The sequence below is a fragment of the Rhodococcus sp. NKCM2511 genome, assembly GCF_014905595.1.
Lineage (GTDB): Bacteria > Actinomycetota > Actinomycetes > Mycobacteriales > Mycobacteriaceae > Rhodococcoides > Rhodococcoides fascians.
The window spans coordinates 1,476,436-1,493,921 of sequence record NZ_BNHJ02000001.1; the positions used below are offsets into that span (position 1 = coordinate 1,476,436).

The 17,486-nt window shown below is 62.3% G+C and carries 15 protein-coding genes and 1 tRNA gene; 3 read left to right on the forward strand and 13 right to left on the reverse strand.

Going from position 1 to position 17,486, the window contains the following annotated elements; genetic code table 11:
* The first annotated feature begins 2 nt into the window (after nt 1-2).
* Complete coding sequence (locus JLZ96_RS06615; protein WP_236253849.1) at nt 3-938, forward strand: LysR family transcriptional regulator; 936 nt, start codon at nt 3-5, stop codon at nt 936-938.
* 344 nt (nt 939-1,282) lie between these two features.
* On the opposite strand, the gene JLZ96_RS06620 is transcribed toward JLZ96_RS06615, so the two are convergent.
* On the reverse strand, nt 1,283-1,822 hold the full coding sequence (locus JLZ96_RS06620; RefSeq protein WP_032385632.1) for a TetR/AcrR family transcriptional regulator: 540 nt from the start codon (nt 1,820-1,822) through the stop codon (nt 1,283-1,285).
* A gap of 97 nt (nt 1,823-1,919) precedes the next feature.
* Here JLZ96_RS06620 and JLZ96_RS06625 point away from each other — a divergent pair, with 97 nt between their 5' ends.
* Nucleotides 1,920-3,518, forward strand: a complete 1,599-nt coding sequence (locus JLZ96_RS06625; protein WP_201009695.1) for an MFS transporter — start codon at nt 1,920-1,922, stop codon at nt 3,516-3,518.
* An 84-nt stretch (nt 3,519-3,602) separates the two neighbouring features.
* Here the strand turns inward: JLZ96_RS06625 and JLZ96_RS06630 are convergent, their stop codons facing one another.
* From JLZ96_RS06630 to prpD, 6 genes are all read right to left on the reverse strand, one after another.
* Nucleotides 3,603-4,631: a methionine synthase gene (locus JLZ96_RS06630; RefSeq protein WP_201009696.1), complete on the reverse strand. Its 1,029-nt coding sequence runs from the start codon at nt 4,629-4,631 to the stop codon at nt 3,603-3,605.
* Between the two features lie 26 nt (nt 4,632-4,657).
* Complete coding sequence (locus JLZ96_RS06635; protein WP_201009697.1) at nt 4,658-5,629, reverse strand: putative oxygenase MesX; 972 nt, start codon at nt 5,627-5,629, stop codon at nt 4,658-4,660.
* A 229-nt stretch (nt 5,630-5,858) separates the two neighbouring features.
* Nucleotides 5,859-6,812 carry a LysR family transcriptional regulator gene (locus tag JLZ96_RS06640; protein ID WP_201009698.1) on the reverse strand — a complete coding sequence of 318 codons (954 nt, stop codon included), beginning with the start codon at nt 6,810-6,812 and terminating at the stop codon, nt 5,859-5,861.
* A gap of 130 nt (nt 6,813-6,942) precedes the next feature.
* A complete protein-coding gene (locus JLZ96_RS06645; protein ID WP_201009699.1) occupies nt 6,943-8,055 on the reverse strand; it encodes a bifunctional 2-methylcitrate synthase/citrate synthase in 1,113 nt (370 codons plus the stop codon).
* The gene (gene prpB, locus JLZ96_RS06650) at nt 8,052-8,966 is read right to left on the reverse strand and encodes a methylisocitrate lyase (protein ID WP_201009700.1); all 915 of its coding nucleotides are present in this window, start codon (nt 8,964-8,966) and stop codon (nt 8,052-8,054) included. Before prpB ends, JLZ96_RS06645 begins: the two co-directional genes overlap by 4 nt.
* Nucleotides 8,966-10,468, reverse strand: coding sequence for a 2-methylcitrate dehydratase PrpD (gene prpD / locus JLZ96_RS06655; RefSeq protein WP_201009701.1), 1,503 nt, complete (start codon nt 10,466-10,468; stop codon nt 8,966-8,968). Before prpD ends, prpB begins: the two co-directional genes overlap by 1 nt.
* A gap of 180 nt (nt 10,469-10,648) precedes the next feature.
* On the opposite strand from prpD, the gene JLZ96_RS06660 reads away from it, so the two are divergent.
* Nucleotides 10,649-12,076, forward strand: coding sequence for a short-chain fatty acyl-CoA regulator family protein (locus tag JLZ96_RS06660; protein ID WP_201009702.1), 1,428 nt, complete (start codon nt 10,649-10,651; stop codon nt 12,074-12,076).
* A gap of 151 nt (nt 12,077-12,227) precedes the next feature.
* Here the strand turns inward: JLZ96_RS06660 and JLZ96_RS06665 are convergent.
* The 6 genes from JLZ96_RS06665 to eno form a co-directional block, all read right to left on the reverse strand.
* A tRNA-Leu gene (locus JLZ96_RS06665) sits at nt 12,228-12,304 on the reverse strand.
* Nucleotides 12,305-12,348: 44 nt separating this feature from the next.
* On the reverse strand, nt 12,349-13,785 hold the full coding sequence (locus JLZ96_RS06670; protein WP_201009703.1) for a short-chain fatty acid transporter: 1,437 nt from the start codon (nt 13,783-13,785) through the stop codon (nt 12,349-12,351).
* Between the two features lie 116 nt (nt 13,786-13,901).
* Nucleotides 13,902-14,846, reverse strand: a complete 945-nt coding sequence (locus JLZ96_RS06675; RefSeq protein ID WP_201009704.1) for a Ppx/GppA phosphatase family protein — start codon at nt 14,844-14,846, stop codon at nt 13,902-13,904.
* A complete protein-coding gene (locus JLZ96_RS06680; protein WP_027496115.1) occupies nt 14,843-15,373 on the reverse strand; it encodes a DUF501 domain-containing protein in 531 nt (176 codons plus the stop codon). The genes JLZ96_RS06675 and JLZ96_RS06680 overlap by 4 nt, the downstream gene beginning before the upstream one ends.
* Nucleotides 15,370-16,083, reverse strand: coding sequence for a septum formation initiator family protein (locus JLZ96_RS06685; RefSeq protein ID WP_236253850.1), 714 nt, complete (start codon nt 16,081-16,083; stop codon nt 15,370-15,372). Before JLZ96_RS06685 ends, JLZ96_RS06680 begins: the two co-directional genes overlap by 4 nt.
* A gap of 34 nt (nt 16,084-16,117) precedes the next feature.
* Entirely contained in the window at nt 16,118-17,404 is a 1,287-nt protein-coding gene (eno, locus tag JLZ96_RS06690) for a phosphopyruvate hydratase (RefSeq protein WP_027496113.1), read from the reverse strand.
* Nucleotides 17,405-17,486: the final 82 nt, after the last annotated feature.

Below are 17,486 nucleotides of genomic sequence, written 5' to 3' on the forward strand. Positions count from 1 at the left end.
CAGTGAGTCCGAGAGTAGGAGCCATCGGCGCAGCAGGCCAATACGCCGAGCACCGGTGGATATACGCTGGACGTATGGAGGTCGAGCTGAGACACCTGCGCGCGTTGGTCGCTCTGGCGGACTGTGGCACTCACACCGCCGCAGCCGCCGAACTGCGCGTTTCGCAGCCGACACTGACGCGTTCGGTTCGTCAACTCGAACAGCGTTGCGGGCGTCGATTGATCGAGTCCCGTACTGCCGAACTGACCGAGGACGGATTGGTCGTGCTGAGGCGTGCACGCAGAATCCTGGGAGAGGTGGATTCGCTGATCGCAGATCTCGACGACCACCCGGTCGTGCGGTTGGGCTTTGCATGGTTGCTCCCCGACGGATGGTTCGCTGCCACGCGTGCCTCTCTCGTACGTCAATACGCCGCGGACGTGGACGTGCGCCGCGTCGACGACCCTCTTGCAGCTCTGGATGCGCGCGACGTCGATGTGGCGCTCTACCGAAGTCGCCCACATCATTTGACCGCCGGCACGGTGACTCGTCAGGTCGGCACCGAACGACGAACTCTTGCGGTGAGCCGGTCGAACCCTTCCTTCGGTGATGCCACCGAGGTGCGGTGGGACTCGCTCCCACCCGGTCCATTGGTGGTCAACACGCTGTCCGGTTCCACAACAGCCGACTCCATTCCGGTTGCCGAAAACGGTGTACCGCGAGTGGTGATCACCTGCCGAAATTTCGAGGAGTGGCTCGAGAATATCGCTGCTGGACGCGGAATCGGTATCGTTCCGGAACTGGCCGCACGACGGATCTCTCACCCCGGACTACGGTTTCTCCCTATCGACGGCGCACCGCCGACCCAGGTGCGGCTGGCGTGGCGTGATGGACCGATGCCGCCACGAGCCGTTCGTTGGTTTCTCGACGTTGCTTTCACCGATTGGCAAAATACTTGAACTGACCGACCGCCTTCCAGTCTGATCTCCGGGGCAGGATTTTCCGTGCGACGATCACGGAAAGCGCGATAGCACAGGCGAGTACGACAAACGCAATGGTGAATGCAACTCCCTAGCCATCGCCGATGACCGGCGCGACCATCAGCGGTCCGAGCATCTGCCCCAAGCCATAGACGGCGGTCAGGGGTGCTGCGGAATTCGACCCGATCAGTGCTTGTCCACATTCATGGCGTGCATCGGGCAGCGTTCGCCCCGCAAGCGGGAGGGACGCCCTTCTGAAGTCACCACCCAGCACTGCGAGCACGGTGTGAATGCAGCGTCGGGCGATGAGCCACGTGGCTCCTTCAGGGACGAGAGTCGATGAGCCTGTGTACAACGCCTACCAACGCCTCGATGTGGTCGGGCGATCGGTGGTCCGTTCCGGCCGATGCTGCGGCGAAGTAGAGGCCGTCGCCCATCAGAAGGACCGCTTCTGCGACCGCCGGATCAGCGATCTGCTCGTTCAACGCATCCAACCAGGATTGCCGGATTCGCTCCAGGGTCTGCTGCGCAACCTCGTTCGCACCCTGGCTCAGCCGCATCGTGGCAACCACGGCACGATCGACAGCAGTGTCGTGGAACGTCGATGTGCGTATGTGGTAATCCGCTGGGCCCTCTGGATGCTCCCTCATCCGTCGAACATCGTCGGCCGCGAGCTCCTCGACGACACGCATCAACCCCTCCACCAAGGCTTCCTTGCTGGGGAAGTGGTACATCAAGCCGCCCTTCGAGATCCCGGCAGCAGCGGCAACCGCGTCGAGGGTCGCCGCCTTCTCCCCCTGCTCCAGCACGAGCTTGACGAAAGCGTTCAACGACTTGTCACGCGCTACGGGAGGAGGAGGCACAGCAAGAGTTTACGGGCGAATGTGACGTCGACTCGTTACTGCACCGTCTGGTTGGTACAGTAACGAAGTCCCGCCCAATCTCATCGGAAGACGGCACATGCCTGAACTCACAAGTCCGCCCACTCCGGGCCACCTCTCGCACGGCAGAACGGCGGGGGTTCGCCAATGGTGCGCGCTCGCTGTCTTGATGCTGCCCGTGTTGATCATCGCGATCGACAACACAGTGCTGTCCTTCGCTTTACCTTCGATCGCCGAAACTCTCGAACCATCCGGCGCACAACAACTCTGGATCATCGACGCCTACCCCCTCGTCTTGGCAGGGTTGCTCGTCGCGATGGGTAGCCTGGGCGACCGAATCGGACGACGACGCTTACTGCTCATCGGCGCGACCGGCTTCGCAGCGGTGTCCGTGGTTGCGGCCTACTCGCAGACGCCCGAGATGCTGATCGCCGCACGTGCCGGCCTCGGCTTTTTCGGAGCCACCTTGATGCCCGCGACCCTGTCTCTGTTGCGCAATCTGTTCACCGATCGCTCCGAACGCCGTCTGGCGATCGCGATCTGGTCAGCGTCCATCGGAGCGGGTGCAGCCATGGGACCTGTCGTCGGCGGATTCTTGCTGGAGCACTTCTGGTGGGGTTCGGTGTTCTTGTTCGCGATTCCACTTCTGCTGCCCTTGCTGCTACTGGCCCCGGTACTGGTACCCGAATCGAAGGACCCCGATCCTGCGCGTATCGACGGCATCAGCATCGCCCTGTCGTTGATCGCCCTGACCCCGATCGTCTATGCGATCAAGGACTTGGCGACCGGAGGAAGTTGGTCCGGGACAGCGTTGCCCGCGCTGATCGGCGCACTGGCAGTGTGGATGTTCGTACGCAGGCAGCTCCGCCGACCCGACCCGATGCTCGATGTTCGCCTGTTCACCGTGCCTGCCTTCGCCGGCGCAGTATTGGTCAACCTGCTCGCGATATTCGCGCTCGTCGGATTCTTGTATTTCGTATCGCAACACCTTCAGCTCGTCGTCGGGTTGAGCCCGATGCAAGCCGGGCTCCGCTTGCTGCCCGGCATTCTGGCGATGATCACCGCCGGCCTCCTGGCAGTGGTACTTGCACGAATGCTGCGGCCTGCCACGATCATCTCAGGGGGAATGATGTTGGCGGCGTTCGGATACGGAACGATCGCGGTGTTCACCGAGCCGACATCGGTGTGGTCGTTCGTTGCGGCGTTCGCGGTCCTCGGAGCAGGTATCGGGGTTGCAGAGACCATCTCGAACGACATGATCCTGTCGACAGCTCCCCCGGAAAAGGCCGGTGCCGCAGCCGCTATCTCCGAGACGGCCTACGAACTCGGTGCCGTCACCGGTACGTCCGTGCTCGGTGCGATCCTGTTGGCGCAGTACCGTGCCAACGTCGTCACGCCCGAGAACGCCGGTTTCGACACTTCCGCGGCTCGAGAAACCCTCGGTGGTGCCCAAGCCGTAGCGGACCGACTGCCGGCCGAACAGGCCCGTGGATTGCTCGACTCGGCCGCAGACGCCTTCACCAGTGGGGTAACGATCACGTCTGGCATCGCCGCATGCTTGATGGTCGTCGCGGGCGGTGCCGCCTGGCTGATCATGCGAAAAATTCCAGCCGGCCAACGCGAAGACTCCGGTGATCACGCCGACATCGAGGTACCCGGAACTACCCGGGTGACCTGACACGGGCAACTCGACTCGGTCGAGCTCGAAGTTGTGGACGGAATCCGGCCGAAATCCATCCACAACTTCGAGTTCGGCAGAGAATTACTCGGACAACTGACGTCGCAGGATTTCCGCGCCGGCGGTGAGCGCGACCATCTTGTCTCGTGCGACGCGTCGGTCGAGTGGTGCCATACCGCAATTGGTACTCGGGTAGAGCTTGTCTGCGTCGACGAACGGGAGTGCGCGCCTGAGTGTTTCAGCGACTTCTTCGCCGGTCTCTACGGTGTCGCTCGCTACATCGATCGCACCCAGCATGACCTTCTTACCTCGAAGCAGTTCGATCATGTCGACAGGTACGCGCGAATTGTGGCTCTCCAGCGACACGATGTCGATCGAAGACTGTTGCAATAGTGGGAACGACCGTTCGTACTGGCGCCACTCGGCCCCGAGAGTTGCCTTCCAATCGGTGTTGGCTTTGATGCCGTAGCCGTAACATATGTGTACGGCAGTGTCGCAATTCAGCCCTTCGATTGCACGCTCGAGTGTCGCGATTCCCCAGTCTTCGAGCTCGTCGAAGAACACGTTGAATGCGGGCTCGTCGATCTGAATGATGTCGACGCCTGCCGCTTCCAAGTCCTTTGACTCTTGGTTCAGAAGAGTCGCGAACTCCCATGCGAGCTTCTCGCGACTCTTGTAGTGGTCGTCGTAGAGCGTGTCGATCATTGTCATAGGGCCAGGCAGTGCCCATTTGATCGGCTGGTCGGTCACTGCTCGAAGGCGCGTCGCATCTGCGGCAAACACTGATCGTTTGCGGCTCACTGCACCGACAACCGTCGGAACGCTTGCGTCGTATCGGTCACGAATTCGCACAGTTTCGCGCCGATCGAAGTCGACACCCTCGAGATGCTCGATGAACGTGGTCACGAAGTGCTGACGCGTCTGTTCACCATCGCTGACGATGTCGAGCCCCGCACGACGCTGTTCGTCAGCTGCGAGCGCCTGAGCGTCGAGTTTTCCTTCGCGCAGTTCGTCGTCTCGCAATTTCCACGGCGACCAGAGCTTCTCCGGCTCGGAGAGCCACGAGGGCTTGGGTAGGCTACCGACGATCGAGGTCGGCAGGAGTGGGTTCATCTCTTGTACCTTTCGGTCTCGAACGGTCAGGCGCATTGCTCGGTGGCCCACCGCTTCAGGACCGAGCCATACGGTTGCATGAGATTCACGTCGGCGAACTCTGCCTGTGTCGTTGCAAGTCGATTGCGCTCGACACGGTCGTAGGTCACTTGCGGTAGTGAATAGTTTTGGTTGTCCAGACTCGGCTGGTAGACCTCCGAGGCGGCAGTGTTCGCGTTGTAGATTTCGGGACGATAGATTTTCTGGAAGGTCTCCATCGTCGCGATCGTTCCCGCCAGTGCCAAGACCGAATAGTCGTTGAGCAAGTCACCGCGGTGGTAGAACGCCAATGGAGCGACGGACCCGTGGGGCATGAAGTAGCGAACCCTGAGACCCATCTTTTGGAAGTACTGATCGGTGATCGACTTGTCCTCTGTCTCGTATTCGAGCCCGAGGACCGGGTGGTGGTTCGTGAGGCGACGGTAGGTACTGGAGGTCGACACACTGATACAGATGACAGGTGGTTGCGAGAACCGTTCACGGTAGTCGCAAGAATCGACAAAACGCTGAAAGACCTGACCGTGCACATCGCCGAAGTCGCTGGGAATAACCGACGCTCGTTGTTTCGGGAGCCGAAAAACGAAATCGTGGTCGCGAATGTACGAGGAGAAGTTGTTTCCGACGATGCCCTCTGCGCGGGAGCCGGTAGTGGTGTCGACTATTCCGACATCGAGCATTTCGATCACCGGAAACGCGGCGTCGGCCCCGACGGACACGAGATGCAGATCCACCGAGATGATGTCGAGTTCGAGTGCGTAGCGGTCGCCATGTGGATTGTCCCAGTGAACCACCTCGTTGAGACGAGTGTTCATCATCGTCACCGCGTTACGCAGGTTCTGTCGACCATGCTCGCCGCGTGCAAGATTCGCGAAGTTGGTCGTGTGACGCGAGTTCGTCGACGGGGTGTAGTCCTCGTCGAAGCGCGTCGTGCTGATGCTGAAAGTACAGTCGTTCGTCATGCTGACCAGTAACCCCAATCACGTGCGCTGAGTGTGGCGACGAACGCGTCACCACGCGGGTTCACAGCCTGAGTCTTCGCGGCACTTCGACCGAACTACTCGATGGTCGGGCCGATTCTCAGGTCGAGAAAACCGGGAGGCTGCTGTCCGAAGCGGCCTGAACGCGAGCCTAATTGGACCAGTCGCCATAGCCTAATCACTCAAGATTATGGCTGACCATAGGCACGGGCTATGCCAGTAGGTCGACGCCGAAACCAGACACGACGTCACGCATCTCCGCCACGAAGCGCTGGGCCTGGACGGTCAAAGACACCGAGGCATGACCGATCCAACCGATCTCGATGCGATCGTCGACGTCGAGTGGAACAGCGATGATGGACGGATCGAGATCATCCGAGACAATGCCGGTGGAGATGGTGTATCCGCCCAGACCGATCATGAGGTTGAAGATGGTGGCACGATCGCTCACCCGGATCTCTTGTTTGGACGAACGGGTGGAGAGTATCTCTTCGGAGAGGTAGAACGAATTGTTCGCGCCTTGGTCGAACGTGAGACGCGGAAGTTCTTCGAGATCGCTCAGCTCCACACTTTTTCGCTCCGCCAGGGGGTTCGTGCGGGCAATGAAAATATGCGGCGATGCCAGAAACAGCGGCGTGAAAACCAGACCTGCTTCGCGAATCAGCTTGTCGATCACGCTTGCATTGAACTCGTTGCGATAGAGGACACCGAGTTCACTGCGGAGCGTACGGACATCCTCGATGATTTCCCACGTACGGGTCTCTCGAAGACTGAACGAATACTCCGGAGCCTCAGATGCTTTCACCATGCGAACGAAGGCGTCGACGACGAACGAGTAGTGCTGAGTCGAGACGGCCAAGAGTCGTCGGGCGGGCCCCCGGCCGAGGTACCGCTGTTCCAAGAGTTCTGATTGATCGACCACCTGGCGCGCGTAGCCGAGAAATTCGGCGCCGTCCTCAGTGAGTGTGACCCCACGGGTCGAGCGAACGAAGAGGGTCCGACCCACGCGACGTTCCAGGTCTTTCAATGCCGCAGACATGGTCGGTTGCGCGATGTAGAGCAAGTCCGCCGCGGCACTGATGGACCCCTCGGCGGCCACTTCTACGAAGTAGCGCAACTGCTGAAGGGTAATGCCTCGCACCGTGCCCGTGACGTCCCGTGCCATGACAGAAATCATCGCACTTGTTCATCTCTCCGCACCCGAGCCGTCGAAAGCGGGCTCGATCCAGCGACCAGGTCGAGAACAGCGGCCACCCGACGTGCAGTGGGGAATCGGACCAACGGGTTGGCCGGCGTCAGGCGACGACAGCGCGTTGCGGCACTCCCGAGTACTGGCTCAGTGGTCGGATCAGCGCATTCGACGCACCTTGCTCGATGATGTGAGCCGTCCAACCGGTAATGCGACTCATGACGAAAATCGGTGTGAACACGTCGATGTCGAAGCCCATCAGGTAGTACGTCGGACCGGTAGGAAAATCGAGGTTGGGTTTGATGCCGGTGGCATCGTGCATGGTCTTTTCGAGGATATCGTACATGCGCACCCAATTGTCTCCGCCGGTCACCGCGGCGACGTCGCGGAATGCTGCGTTCATCGTCGGTACGCGTGAGTCGCCGTTCTTGTAGACACGGTGACCGAACCCCATGACCTTGTCTTTGGCTGCGAGTTTGTTCTGCAGCCACTGTGCGGCCCGTTCGGGGTCGTCGATCTCGAGCATGTCTCGCATGACAGCTTCGTTGGCACCGCCGTGCAACGGACCCTTCAGCGCTCCGATGGCGGCGGTGACGGCGCTGTAGATATCCGACAGTGTCGAGGTGACCACGCGGGCAGCAAAGGTGGAGGCGTTGAAGCTGTGCTCGGCGTACAGGGTCAGGGAAACCTCGAAGGCCTTGACGATTTCCGGTTCGGGAACGGAGCCGAAGCACATGTAGAGGAAGTTCTCCGCGAACCCAAGATGCGAATGAGGGGCGATGGGATCGAGGCCGTGTCGGCGGCGATGGTCGGCGGCGACGATGGTCGGCAACACTGCCGTCATGCGCAGCGCCTTGGCCAGGTTCGCCGACACCGAATTATCCTCCTCGGCAGGGTCTTCGGCACCGAGATAGCTGATCGCGGTGCGCACGACATCCATCGGATGACAATTGTCGGGCATTTTCGTCACGAGCGAGAGCAACGAGCGGTCTGCTCGCCGTTGGGCCCGCTCGCGCTGAACGAACAGTTCGAGTTGCTGCAGGGACGGGAGCTCGCCGTGCCACAGCAAATACGCGACCTGCTCGAAGCTGCAGTGCGCGGCGAGATCCTGCACGGCGTATCCGCGGTAGGTCAGCGAGTTCGTCTCGGGGACGACCTTGGAAATGGCGGTGGTGTCGACCACGACACCGGCCAGCCCCTTGTAGATGGCTTCGGTCATGACTTCGTCCCTAACGTGAAATTGAATATTCCGGTATCGAATTCGTTGTACTTGTCGTACTCGAGCAGTTCGTACAGACGTGAGCGGGTCTGCATCCGGTCGAGGAGTCCCTTTTGCGTTCCGCGGTCGTGGATTTCACGCATTCCGGTTTCGATGGCACCCATGGCCAGTCGCAACGTGGTGACCGGGTACAGGACGGCGTTGTAGCCGATGTCCTCGAGTCTCTGCGCGGAGATCAGCTCGGACTTGCCGAACTCGGTCATGTTCGCCAGCAGTGGGATGTCCACTGCAGCACGGAACTTCACGAAGTCGGCTTCCTCGGCGAGCGCCTCGGTGAAGATCAGGTCTGCTCCGGCGTCGGCATAAGATCTGGCTCGTTCGATCGCGGCGTCGATTCCGTCGATACCCGCTGCATCGGTGCGGGCGCAGATGACGAAGTTCGGATCTCGCCGCGCGGTGATGGCCGCGCGGAGGCGTCGCACCATCTCCTCTATCGGGACAATCGCTTTGCCGTCGAGGTGCCCGCAGCGTTTCGGGTTGATCTGGTCTTCGAGGTGCAGCCCAGCGATCCCAGCATCCTCGGCCGCCAGCACCGTGCGTGCCGCGGACATCGGCTCACCGAATCCGGTGTCGGCGTCGATCAGTACCGGCAAGTCGGTGACGGCCGCGATCTGCGCACTGTGGGTGATGACCTCGGTCAACGTGGTGAGTCCGATGTCGGGCAGACCGAGCCCGGCAGAGAATGCGCCACCGGAGATATAGACCCCCTCGAAGCCGATCTCCTGAATCAACTTTGCGGTCAGCGGGTTGATAGCGCCGGGAAGCCGAGTGATCGACGTCGACGCAAGCCCGGCGCGCAACGCAATACGCTTGTCCGCGGCCGACGTCGAGGCCGCAATGAGGCCCGGCATCAGAAGATGCCCTTCGGGGTCTTAGGAGCCCTCCCGAGGACATCGTCGGCGACGGTGAAGGTCAGCTGATCGAGTTCACCTGCGGCGAGCTCGGGAGCCCGCTCGGCTGCGCGAAGGAAGCGATCCTGTTCCCAGGGTGCGATCACACCATCGGCCAACGAACGGAACTTCGCGATGTACTGCTCGCGAGCGAACGGGCGGGCACCGAGGGGGTGCGCGTCGGCGACCGCGAGTTCGTCGACGATGACCGTGCCGTCTTTCAGCGTGATCTCCGCGCGTGCACCGAACGCCTTTTCGTCCGGATCGACAGAGTGGTATCGGCGCGTCCACTCGGGGTCTTCTACGGTCGAGATCTTGTTCCACAACGCGACGGTGTTCGGCCTCTGCGCGCGTTCGGGGGCGTACGAGTGCTCGTGATGCCAGATTCCGTCCTCGAGCGCGACTGCGAAGATGTACATCACCGAGTGATCGAGGGTTTCCCGGGAGGCGGTGGGATCGAACTTCTGTGGATCGTTCGAGCCGGTGCCGATGACGTAGTGCGTGTGGTGACTGGTGTGCAACACGATCGTCTCGATCTGTTCGAGATCGGAGATCTTTTCCCGCATTCGTCGGGCGAGGTCGATCGGGGCCTGACTCTGGTACTCGGCGGAGTGTTCCTTCGTGTAACTGTCGAGAATTGCACGCTTGGCTTCACCCGGGCGGGGAAGCGGCACATGATATTCCGCGTTCGGTCCCCCGAGAAGCCACGCGATGACCCCGTCCTCACCCTCCCAGATCGGCGACGGAGCACCCTCGCCGCGCAGTGCTCGATCGACGGCTTCGACGGCAACCTTCCCTGCGAGCGCAGGGGCGTAGGCCTTCCAACTCGAGATCGACCCCTTGCGGGACTGACGGGTGGCTGTCGTGGTGTGCAGCGCTTGCCCGACGGCCTGGTAGATGGTTTCGGTGTCGAGGCCGAGCAGGGTGCCGATACCGGCGGCAGCAGAGGGACCGAGATGGGCAACGTGGTCGATCTTGTGCTCGTGCAACGAGATTGCGCGAACGAGGTCGATCTGAATCTCGTACCCGGTGGCCAGACCGCGGATCAGATCGCGCCCCGAGCGCCCGGCTTGCTGGGCGACTGCGAGGATCGGCGGAATGTTGTCCCCCGGGTGGGAGTACTCGGCGGCGAGGAACGTGTCGTGAAAGTCCAGTTCTCGCACCGCTACCCCATTGGCCCACGCGGACCACTCGGGTGAGTACTTTCCACCGATTCCGAACACAGTGGCACCGGGGCTGTACGGGTGCGCCTGCGCCTGTGTGCGAGCACTCGTCACCGGACGGCGCACCAGCGAGGCCGCAGCCACCGAGGCATTGTCGATGATCCGGTTGACGATCATCTCGGCCGTCGCTTCGGGTACCTCCACTGCGTCGGTGGCGACCTCGGCGACCTTCCAAGCCAGGTGCTCGGACTGGGGAAAGTCCTCGGCGGATGTACGGGTGCGTACGAGATGGGTCTTCACAGAAAATCCTCCGTGCTGATGAAAGGGCTTACTACGCTTCATTCACAAGCTACGCACGAGTCCGGACCTGCGGAAGACATCGCAAATGCCTATTTTTGCGAGGCAATTCCTGCAAATCGGCAAATGTTGCGAAGTCCAGTTCGGCTACAGTGTCGACACCCGAAGGAGGCAGCGACAAAGATGCAGAAGATCTACGCAGGCGGGCGGCTGCGTCGCCTACGCGAGGAACGACAGCTGACGCAGTCCGCGCTGGCGAAGACACTCGAGCTCTCGCCGAGTTACCTCAACCAACTCGAGAACGACCAACGACCTCTGACCGTCCAGGTACTGCTCAAGCTCAACACAATGTTCGAGCTCGACCCCTCGTTCTTCGCCACCGACACCGACGCTCGCCTCGTCGCCGACCTGCACGATGTACTCACCGAAACCTCCGACCGAGGCGAGGTGTCGATGTCCGACATCCAGGAATTGGTCGCGCGCATGCCGGACATCGGGCGCACCCTCGTGTCGCTGCACCGCAAGCTCCATGCAGCGACCGACCAGGTGGATCGGCTCACGGTCGGACTCGACGGGCCCAAACCCGATGTCCCGACGGGCGGTCACGCCCCGATGCCCTACGAGGAAGTCCGAGACTTCTTCTATGACCGGCGCAATCACATCCCCGAATTGGATACTGCGGCTGAGGAACTCTTCGAGCGAAGTGGGCTCAGTATCGGGGCGCTCGATCTACAATTCGCACGGGTCATCGAAGCGGACCACGGCATCACGGTGACTATCGGCGACGACGATCCCGGCGCACTCGGCCCCAAACGAATCTTCGACGACACCGGCGGGACTCTCCTGCTCGCGCGTCGACTGACCGCCGGGCAACGCGCCTACCAGATCGCAACCCAGCTGGCATTTCTCTCGCAGTCGACGACAATCGACACGATCGTCGATGCCGATACGAACCTGAGCACTCAGGCCCGAGAGCTGGCCCGCGTCGGGCTGGCCAACTATTTCGCCGGAGCCCTGCTGTTGCCCTACGGACGGTTCCTCGCCGCTGCGGAGTCGCTGCGATACGACATCGATCTGCTGTCGCTGACCTTCGAGGTCGGCTTCGAAACCGTGTGTCACCGATTGTCCACGCTGCAGCGACCAGGGGCGAAGGGCGTTCCGTTCTTCTTCATCCGCACCGACCGAGCCGGAAACATCTCGAAACGTCAGTCCGCCAGTGCATTCCACTTCTCACGTGTAGGTGGAAGCTGTCCACTGTGGGTGGTGCACGACGCATTCGCGGCATCGGGGCGAATTCTCACACAGATCGCCACCATGCCCGACGACCGCTCCTATCTGTGGATTGCGCGCGCCACCGACAGTGGCGGACTCGGATACCGATCACCACGGAAAAGTTTCGCGATCGGCCTCGGATGTGACATCGCCTATGCTCACAAACTGGTCTACGCCGACAACCTACCGCTGCACTCCCCTGGCGCATCGATTCCCATCGGTCCCGGATGCAAGGTGTGCGAACGCACCTCGTGTTCACAACGCGCATTCCCACAACTCGGACGCCAGCTACTCGTCGACGAAGACGTCGACACCGACCTGCCCTACCCCTATACGTGAACAGGGTGCGGGACGATCCGAGATCGACAGCCGACAGCCGACAGACGCGGCGAGGAACGCCTTGGCCCGTATGTCAACTCAACTCAGTCGAACTCGAAGTTAGGGACGAAATCCGCCCGAAATCCATCCCTAACTTCGAGTTCGGCGGCACTGGTGCCCCCAGTCGGACTCGAACCGACACTGTGCGGATTTTAAGTCCGCTGCCTCTGCCAATTGGGCTATAGGGGCCACCGCCGGAGACTCGCTCCAGCGGTGACGATCATATCGGGCTGCTATTGCGCCGGGATGACCGGCGGCACGAAGTCGAAGGTCATGCCAAGAAGCCACACGAGCAGCAGGACCACCGGGAAGTGGAAGATGAACTGCAGGAACGTGAATCCGATCAAGTCCCGCGCTCGCAGGCCTAGCACCGCCAGCAACGGGAGCATGAAGAACGGGTTGATCAGGTTCGGCAACGCCTCGGCCACGTTGTAGATCTGGACGGTCCAGCCCAGGTTCATCTGCACGTCGGTGGCCGACTGCATGACGTACGGCGCTTCGACGAGCCACTTGCCGCCGCCGGACGGAACAAAGAGCCCGAGCACCACGGTATAGACCGCGATGACCACGGCGAATCCACCGCCGCTACCGATGTCGGTGAAGAAGTTGGCGAGGTGCTCGGAAATCGTGACGCCTCCCCTACCCTCCGCCTTGGTGAGCATGGCCGCCATCGCGGCGTACAGCGGGAACTGCACCAAGATCCCTGCAGTGGCGGGGACCGCCTTGCTGACCGAATCGAGGAACCGCCGCGGGGTGCCGTGCAGCACGAGACCGAGCATCAGGAACACCAAGAGATAGCCGTTCAGACTGCTGACCACCGACAGCACCGGCAGCGTCAACAGCTGCGAGACAAGCCATCCCAGCGTCATCGCGCCAGCGAACAGTGGCAGGATGCGGCTGTACTCGAGCCACTCCCCCGGCCTGGTGCGCGGTGCCGGCTCCGCGACGGTGTCGTCGAGATCGACCTCCATGTCGGCGGCAGTCTTGATCGCGGCACCCTTCGGAGCAGACACGTGTGCGATGACGACCGTCAACACGATGATGATGACGCACATCAGCAACGACTGCCACGTAAAGATGGTGGTGCCGAAGTCGAGTACACCGGTGACCGAAAGCAGTGTCGCCGGAAGCGATTTCGCCGTAGCCTGGAGCTGAGCAGCCGAGGACGACATTCCCAGCGCCCAGACGGCTCCCAGTCCCATGAATGCCGCAGCCCCGAGTGCTCGGTAGTCGGTTCGCAGATCGTCACGACGCGCGATGGCTCGGGCCAGCAGACCGGCGAACACCAAGCTCAAGCCCCAGTTGAGGAACGAGACCGAGCAAGACAGCAGTGCAACGAAACTGACGGCGCTACTGGAACTCTTGGGCACCTGCGCCAATCGGGTGATCAATCTGGCGACCGGTGGAGAGGTTGCCACGACGTACCCGGTGAGCACGACCATCGCCATCTGCAGCGTGAAGGCCGTCAGGTCCCAGAAACCGTTTCCGAATGCGTCGACCACATTCTGCGGAGACGACCCGTTGGCGAAGGCAGCAACAGCAACGACCACCACGCCGACGAGGGCGAAGATGTACGCGTCGGGAAACCATTTCTCGGTTCCCTTGGCGAGCGCTTGCGCTACGCGCGCCAAACCTTTCTCGGCCGGGGCCTGCTGGGCGGGTGTCGTCATCGGTGGTCCTAGCCTCGTCGGGAGCAGTGACGTGAGCCACAGCGCCTATCAGGCTTCACCGAAACACGAAGCGATGCAACCTACATCGCCGCAGAACGGGTCTGCAGAATTGCAGATCAGATCTTGATCGACATCGCGATGCCGTCGAGGATGTCGTGCTCACTGACCGTCAACGAGCTGACAGCCCCGCGTCGCTCGAACTCTTCGGCCAGCACGCTGCACACGATCGCTCCGCCGCCGATGACGTCGACCCGTCCGGGATGCATGGGCCCCAACGCACTTCGCTGCGTGTGGGTCATGCCGATCAGGTCCTCGCATACCGCGAACAACTCCGAGAAGGGCACACGGGACAAGTGCACTGCGTCGGCGTCGTACTCGGGTAGTTCCTTGGCGATGGCCGCGATGGTCGTCATCGTGCCGGCCACACCCACCCAGCTCGACGCGTCGCCGATCGAGACGTCCTCGAATGCCTCCGCCAACTTCTCGCGGGCGTACTCACGCGCACCGTTGATCTCGTCTGCGGTGGGAGGGTCCGAATGCAGGAACCGTTCGGTGAGACGCACGCAGCCGATGTTCGCCGAGAACGCCGCTTTCACGCCTTTGGCGTCGCCCAGTACGAGCTCGGTAGAACCGCCACCCAGATCGACGACCAGGAAAGGTCCTGCGGCAGAATCGAGTTCACCGACCGCTCCGGCGAAAGACAGCCGCGCTTCTTCGTCTCCGGTGATCACCTCGGCCTCGGCACCGGGAATGACCTTGCCCAGTACCTCACGCACCATCGAGAAGAAGTCCTCCCGATTCGACGCATCACGGGTGGCGGAGGTGGCGACCATGCGCACCGCGGTGGCCCCGGTCTTACGGATGATCTCCGCGTACTCCACCAATGCAACACGGGTCCGCTCGATAGCCTCGGGCACGAAGGCTCCGGCCGCGTCGACGCCTTGCCCCAAGCGCACGACCCGCATCTCACGAGCGACGTCGGCGAGCGTCTTACCGTTGTTGTCTGCGACGAGCAGGCGGATGGAGTTGGTGCCGCAATCGATTGCTGCAACCCTGGTCATGATTTCTCCGCACGTAGTTCTTCGATGGTCGGCCAATCGGCCGGAATAGCTTTGCCGCGCAACGAGTTCTCGGCTGCCAATGCCACCGACTCGTCGCCGAGCGGATTGACTCCTGGCCCCTTGGCCAACGAATGCGCGATCAACACATGCAGGCACTTGACGCGGTCGGGCATACCACCGCCGGTGAAATCCGTTCCGAGAGATTCGATCTCGTTGCGCTCAGCCAGGTACGACTCGTGTGCACGCAAATAGGCGGCAGCCAATTCCGCGTCTGTGCCCAAGCGTTCGGTCATCTCACGCATGACTCCGGCCGATTCCTGCCGACTGGCTTCCGCCGTCAATCGCGGGTCGGTCAAGTAGTACAGAGTGGGAAACGGAGTGCCGTCGGGCAACTTCGGGGCAGTTTTCACCACACCCGGCCTGCCGTCCGGAGATCGATACGCGATTTCGAGTACGCCACGCGGTTCACGTCCGAGCTGCGATGCGACCGCATCGAGATCTTCCTGCGAGACTGCCGAGGAATTCACCCGACGGGTCCCCCTTCTGGTTCTGGCACCGGCGGGGCCGGAGCGGGTTCTGGCTGTACGACGGGCATGGGCGCGGATGTGGGCTCCGACGGCTCGTCCGATCCCTGCGGCTGCACCGCGGTGTTCCACAGGTCGGTGTACCACGGCCCGGTCGGGGTGTTGTCCACCTCGAGATCCTTGGAGCTCGGCGAGTAGTCGCCGGGGAGCTGCACCTGATACGGCGTCTCCCCCGGCATGACGAACCGCAGCCGCTCGCGAGCATCGGCGGCGATGCGGGACGGTTCGTTGAGCTGAGATTTCTGGGTCTCGAGCGCGTCGACCTCGTCCTGCAGGGTCTGACGCTCGGCCAACACGGACTCGAGCTCACCGCGCTGCGAGAAGTAGGTCCTGAGCGGCACGGCCAGCGTCAACGCCAACGCGCACACCACGACACCGAGAATGACTGCGCGTCCGGTGGACAGCCCGAAGAACGTGCGCTCGGGCATCTTGGGCCTACGAACACCGACGCGCCTCGGAGCAGCTTTGCCACCCACCACGGCGTCACGCGCCTGATCCGACGGCTCCGGTGGAGTGGCCGGCCGGCCGGAGGCGGTCTCGTCGCGAGACGCACCCCCGGTCGGCTTCGAGCGATTCGGAGAGGAAGGACGGCCGCGGGGTCGGGGATCCCGTCCACCTGGACTGGTCCCGGACCTTCCGCGTCGTGCCATCATTCACTCTCCACTTCGTGCATACGTATCGGTTGACTCAGCCCTCGTAATTGAACCGGGGGAAAGCCAGCTCGCCCGCGTAACGCGCCGCGTCACCCAGAGCTTCTTCGATTCGCAGCAACTGGTTGTACTTGGCGACGCGCTCGCTTCGGGCGGGGGCACCGGTCTTGATCTGCCCGCTGCCGACGGCAACTGCCAGGTCAGCGATGGTGGTGTCCTCGGTTTCGCCGGAACGGTGGCTCATCATCGTCTTGTAGCCGTTGCGATGGGCCAGATCCACTGCATCGAGGGTCTCGGTCAGCGTGCCGATCTGGTTGACCTTGACCAGCAGTGCGTTGGCCGCACCCTTGACGATGCCGTCTTCGAGACGCTCGGGGTTGGTGACGAACAGGTCGTCGCCGACGAGCTGAACCTTGTCGCCGATCGATTCGGTGAGTGCGACCCAGCCGTCCCAGTCGTTCTCGTCGAGCGGATCCTCGATGGAGACCAGCGGGTAAGCGTCGACGAGCTCGCCGTAGAAGGCCGACATCTGCTCGGCGGACTTGGTCTCACGCTCGAAGGCGTAGCCGGTGCCCGCGGTGTAGAACTCGGTGGCCGCCACGTCGAGGGCGAGCGCGACATCCTGGCCGGGCTTGAGACCGGTCTTGCCGATGGCCTCGAGGATCAGGTCGAGAGCTGCCTTGGTGCCGGCGAGATCGGGAGCGAAGCCGCCCTCGTCGCCGAGGCCGGTGGACAGGCCCTTGGCCTTGAGCACTGCCTTGAGTGCGTGGTAGACCTCGGCACCCCAGCGCAGCGACTCCTTGAACGTGGCCGCACCGATCGGCGCAATCATGAATTCCTGGACGTCGACGCCACTGTCTGCGTGCGCGCCACCGTTGATGATGTTCATCATCGGCACCGGCAGGATGTGGGCGTTCGGGCCACCGAGGTAGCGGAAGAGCTCGAGTCCGGTGGACTCCGCAGCAGCCTTGGCGACGGCGAGCGAAACACCCAGCAGGGAGTTCGCGCCGAGGCGGGACTTGTCGGGAGTGCCGTCGAGGTCCAGGAGGGCCTGGTCGACGGTGCGCTGCTCGATGGCGTCGAGGCCGATGACGGCGGGTGCAATCTCGTCGAGCACCGCGTTGACGGCCTTCTCGACGCCCTTGCCGCCGTAGCGGTCTCCGCCGTCACGAAGCTCGACGGCCTCGTGCTCACCGGTGGATGCGCCGGAGGGAACGGCTGCACGGGTCAACGTCCCGTCGTCCAATGCGACCTCGACCTCAACCGTGGGGTTGCCACGGGAATCGAGGATCTCGCGAGCTCCGACCTGCTCAATGATGGCCACGAATGCTTCTCCTAGTAACGGGGACCGGCGGACTGTGCCGGGTGCAAGACTAGCCGCTCCGCTCTGGCTGGGTCGTTCCGCA

Coding starts and splice junctions, on each gene's coding strand:
- JLZ96_RS06670 (WP_201009703.1), bottom strand. CDS start 13,785: ATGACGACACCCGCCCAGCAGGCCCCGGCCGAGAAAGGTTTGGCGCGC.
- JLZ96_RS06685 (WP_236253850.1), bottom strand. CDS start 16,083: ATGATGGCACGACGCGGAAGGTCCGGGACCAGTCCAGGTGGACGGGAT.
- JLZ96_RS06660 (WP_201009702.1), top strand. CDS start 10,649: ATGCAGAAGATCTACGCAGGCGGGCGGCTGCGTCGCCTACGCGAGGAA.
- JLZ96_RS06640 (WP_201009698.1), bottom strand. CDS start 6,812: ATGGCACGGGACGTCACGGGCACGGTGCGAGGCATTACCCTTCAGCAG.
- JLZ96_RS06635 (WP_201009697.1), bottom strand. CDS start 5,629: ATGACGAACGACTGTACTTTCAGCATCAGCACGACGCGCTTCGACGAG.
- prpB (WP_201009700.1), bottom strand. CDS start 8,966: ATGCCGGGCCTCATTGCGGCCTCGACGTCGGCCGCGGACAAGCGTATT.
- JLZ96_RS06675 (WP_201009704.1), bottom strand. CDS start 14,846: ATGACCAGGGTTGCAGCAATCGATTGCGGCACCAACTCCATCCGCCTG.
- JLZ96_RS06630 (WP_201009696.1), bottom strand. CDS start 4,631: ATGAACCCACTCCTGCCGACCTCGATCGTCGGTAGCCTACCCAAGCCC.
- JLZ96_RS06625 (WP_201009695.1), top strand. CDS start 1,920: ATGCCTGAACTCACAAGTCCGCCCACTCCGGGCCACCTCTCGCACGGC.
- JLZ96_RS06645 (WP_201009699.1), bottom strand. CDS start 8,055: ATGACCGAAGCCATCTACAAGGGGCTGGCCGGTGTCGTGGTCGACACC.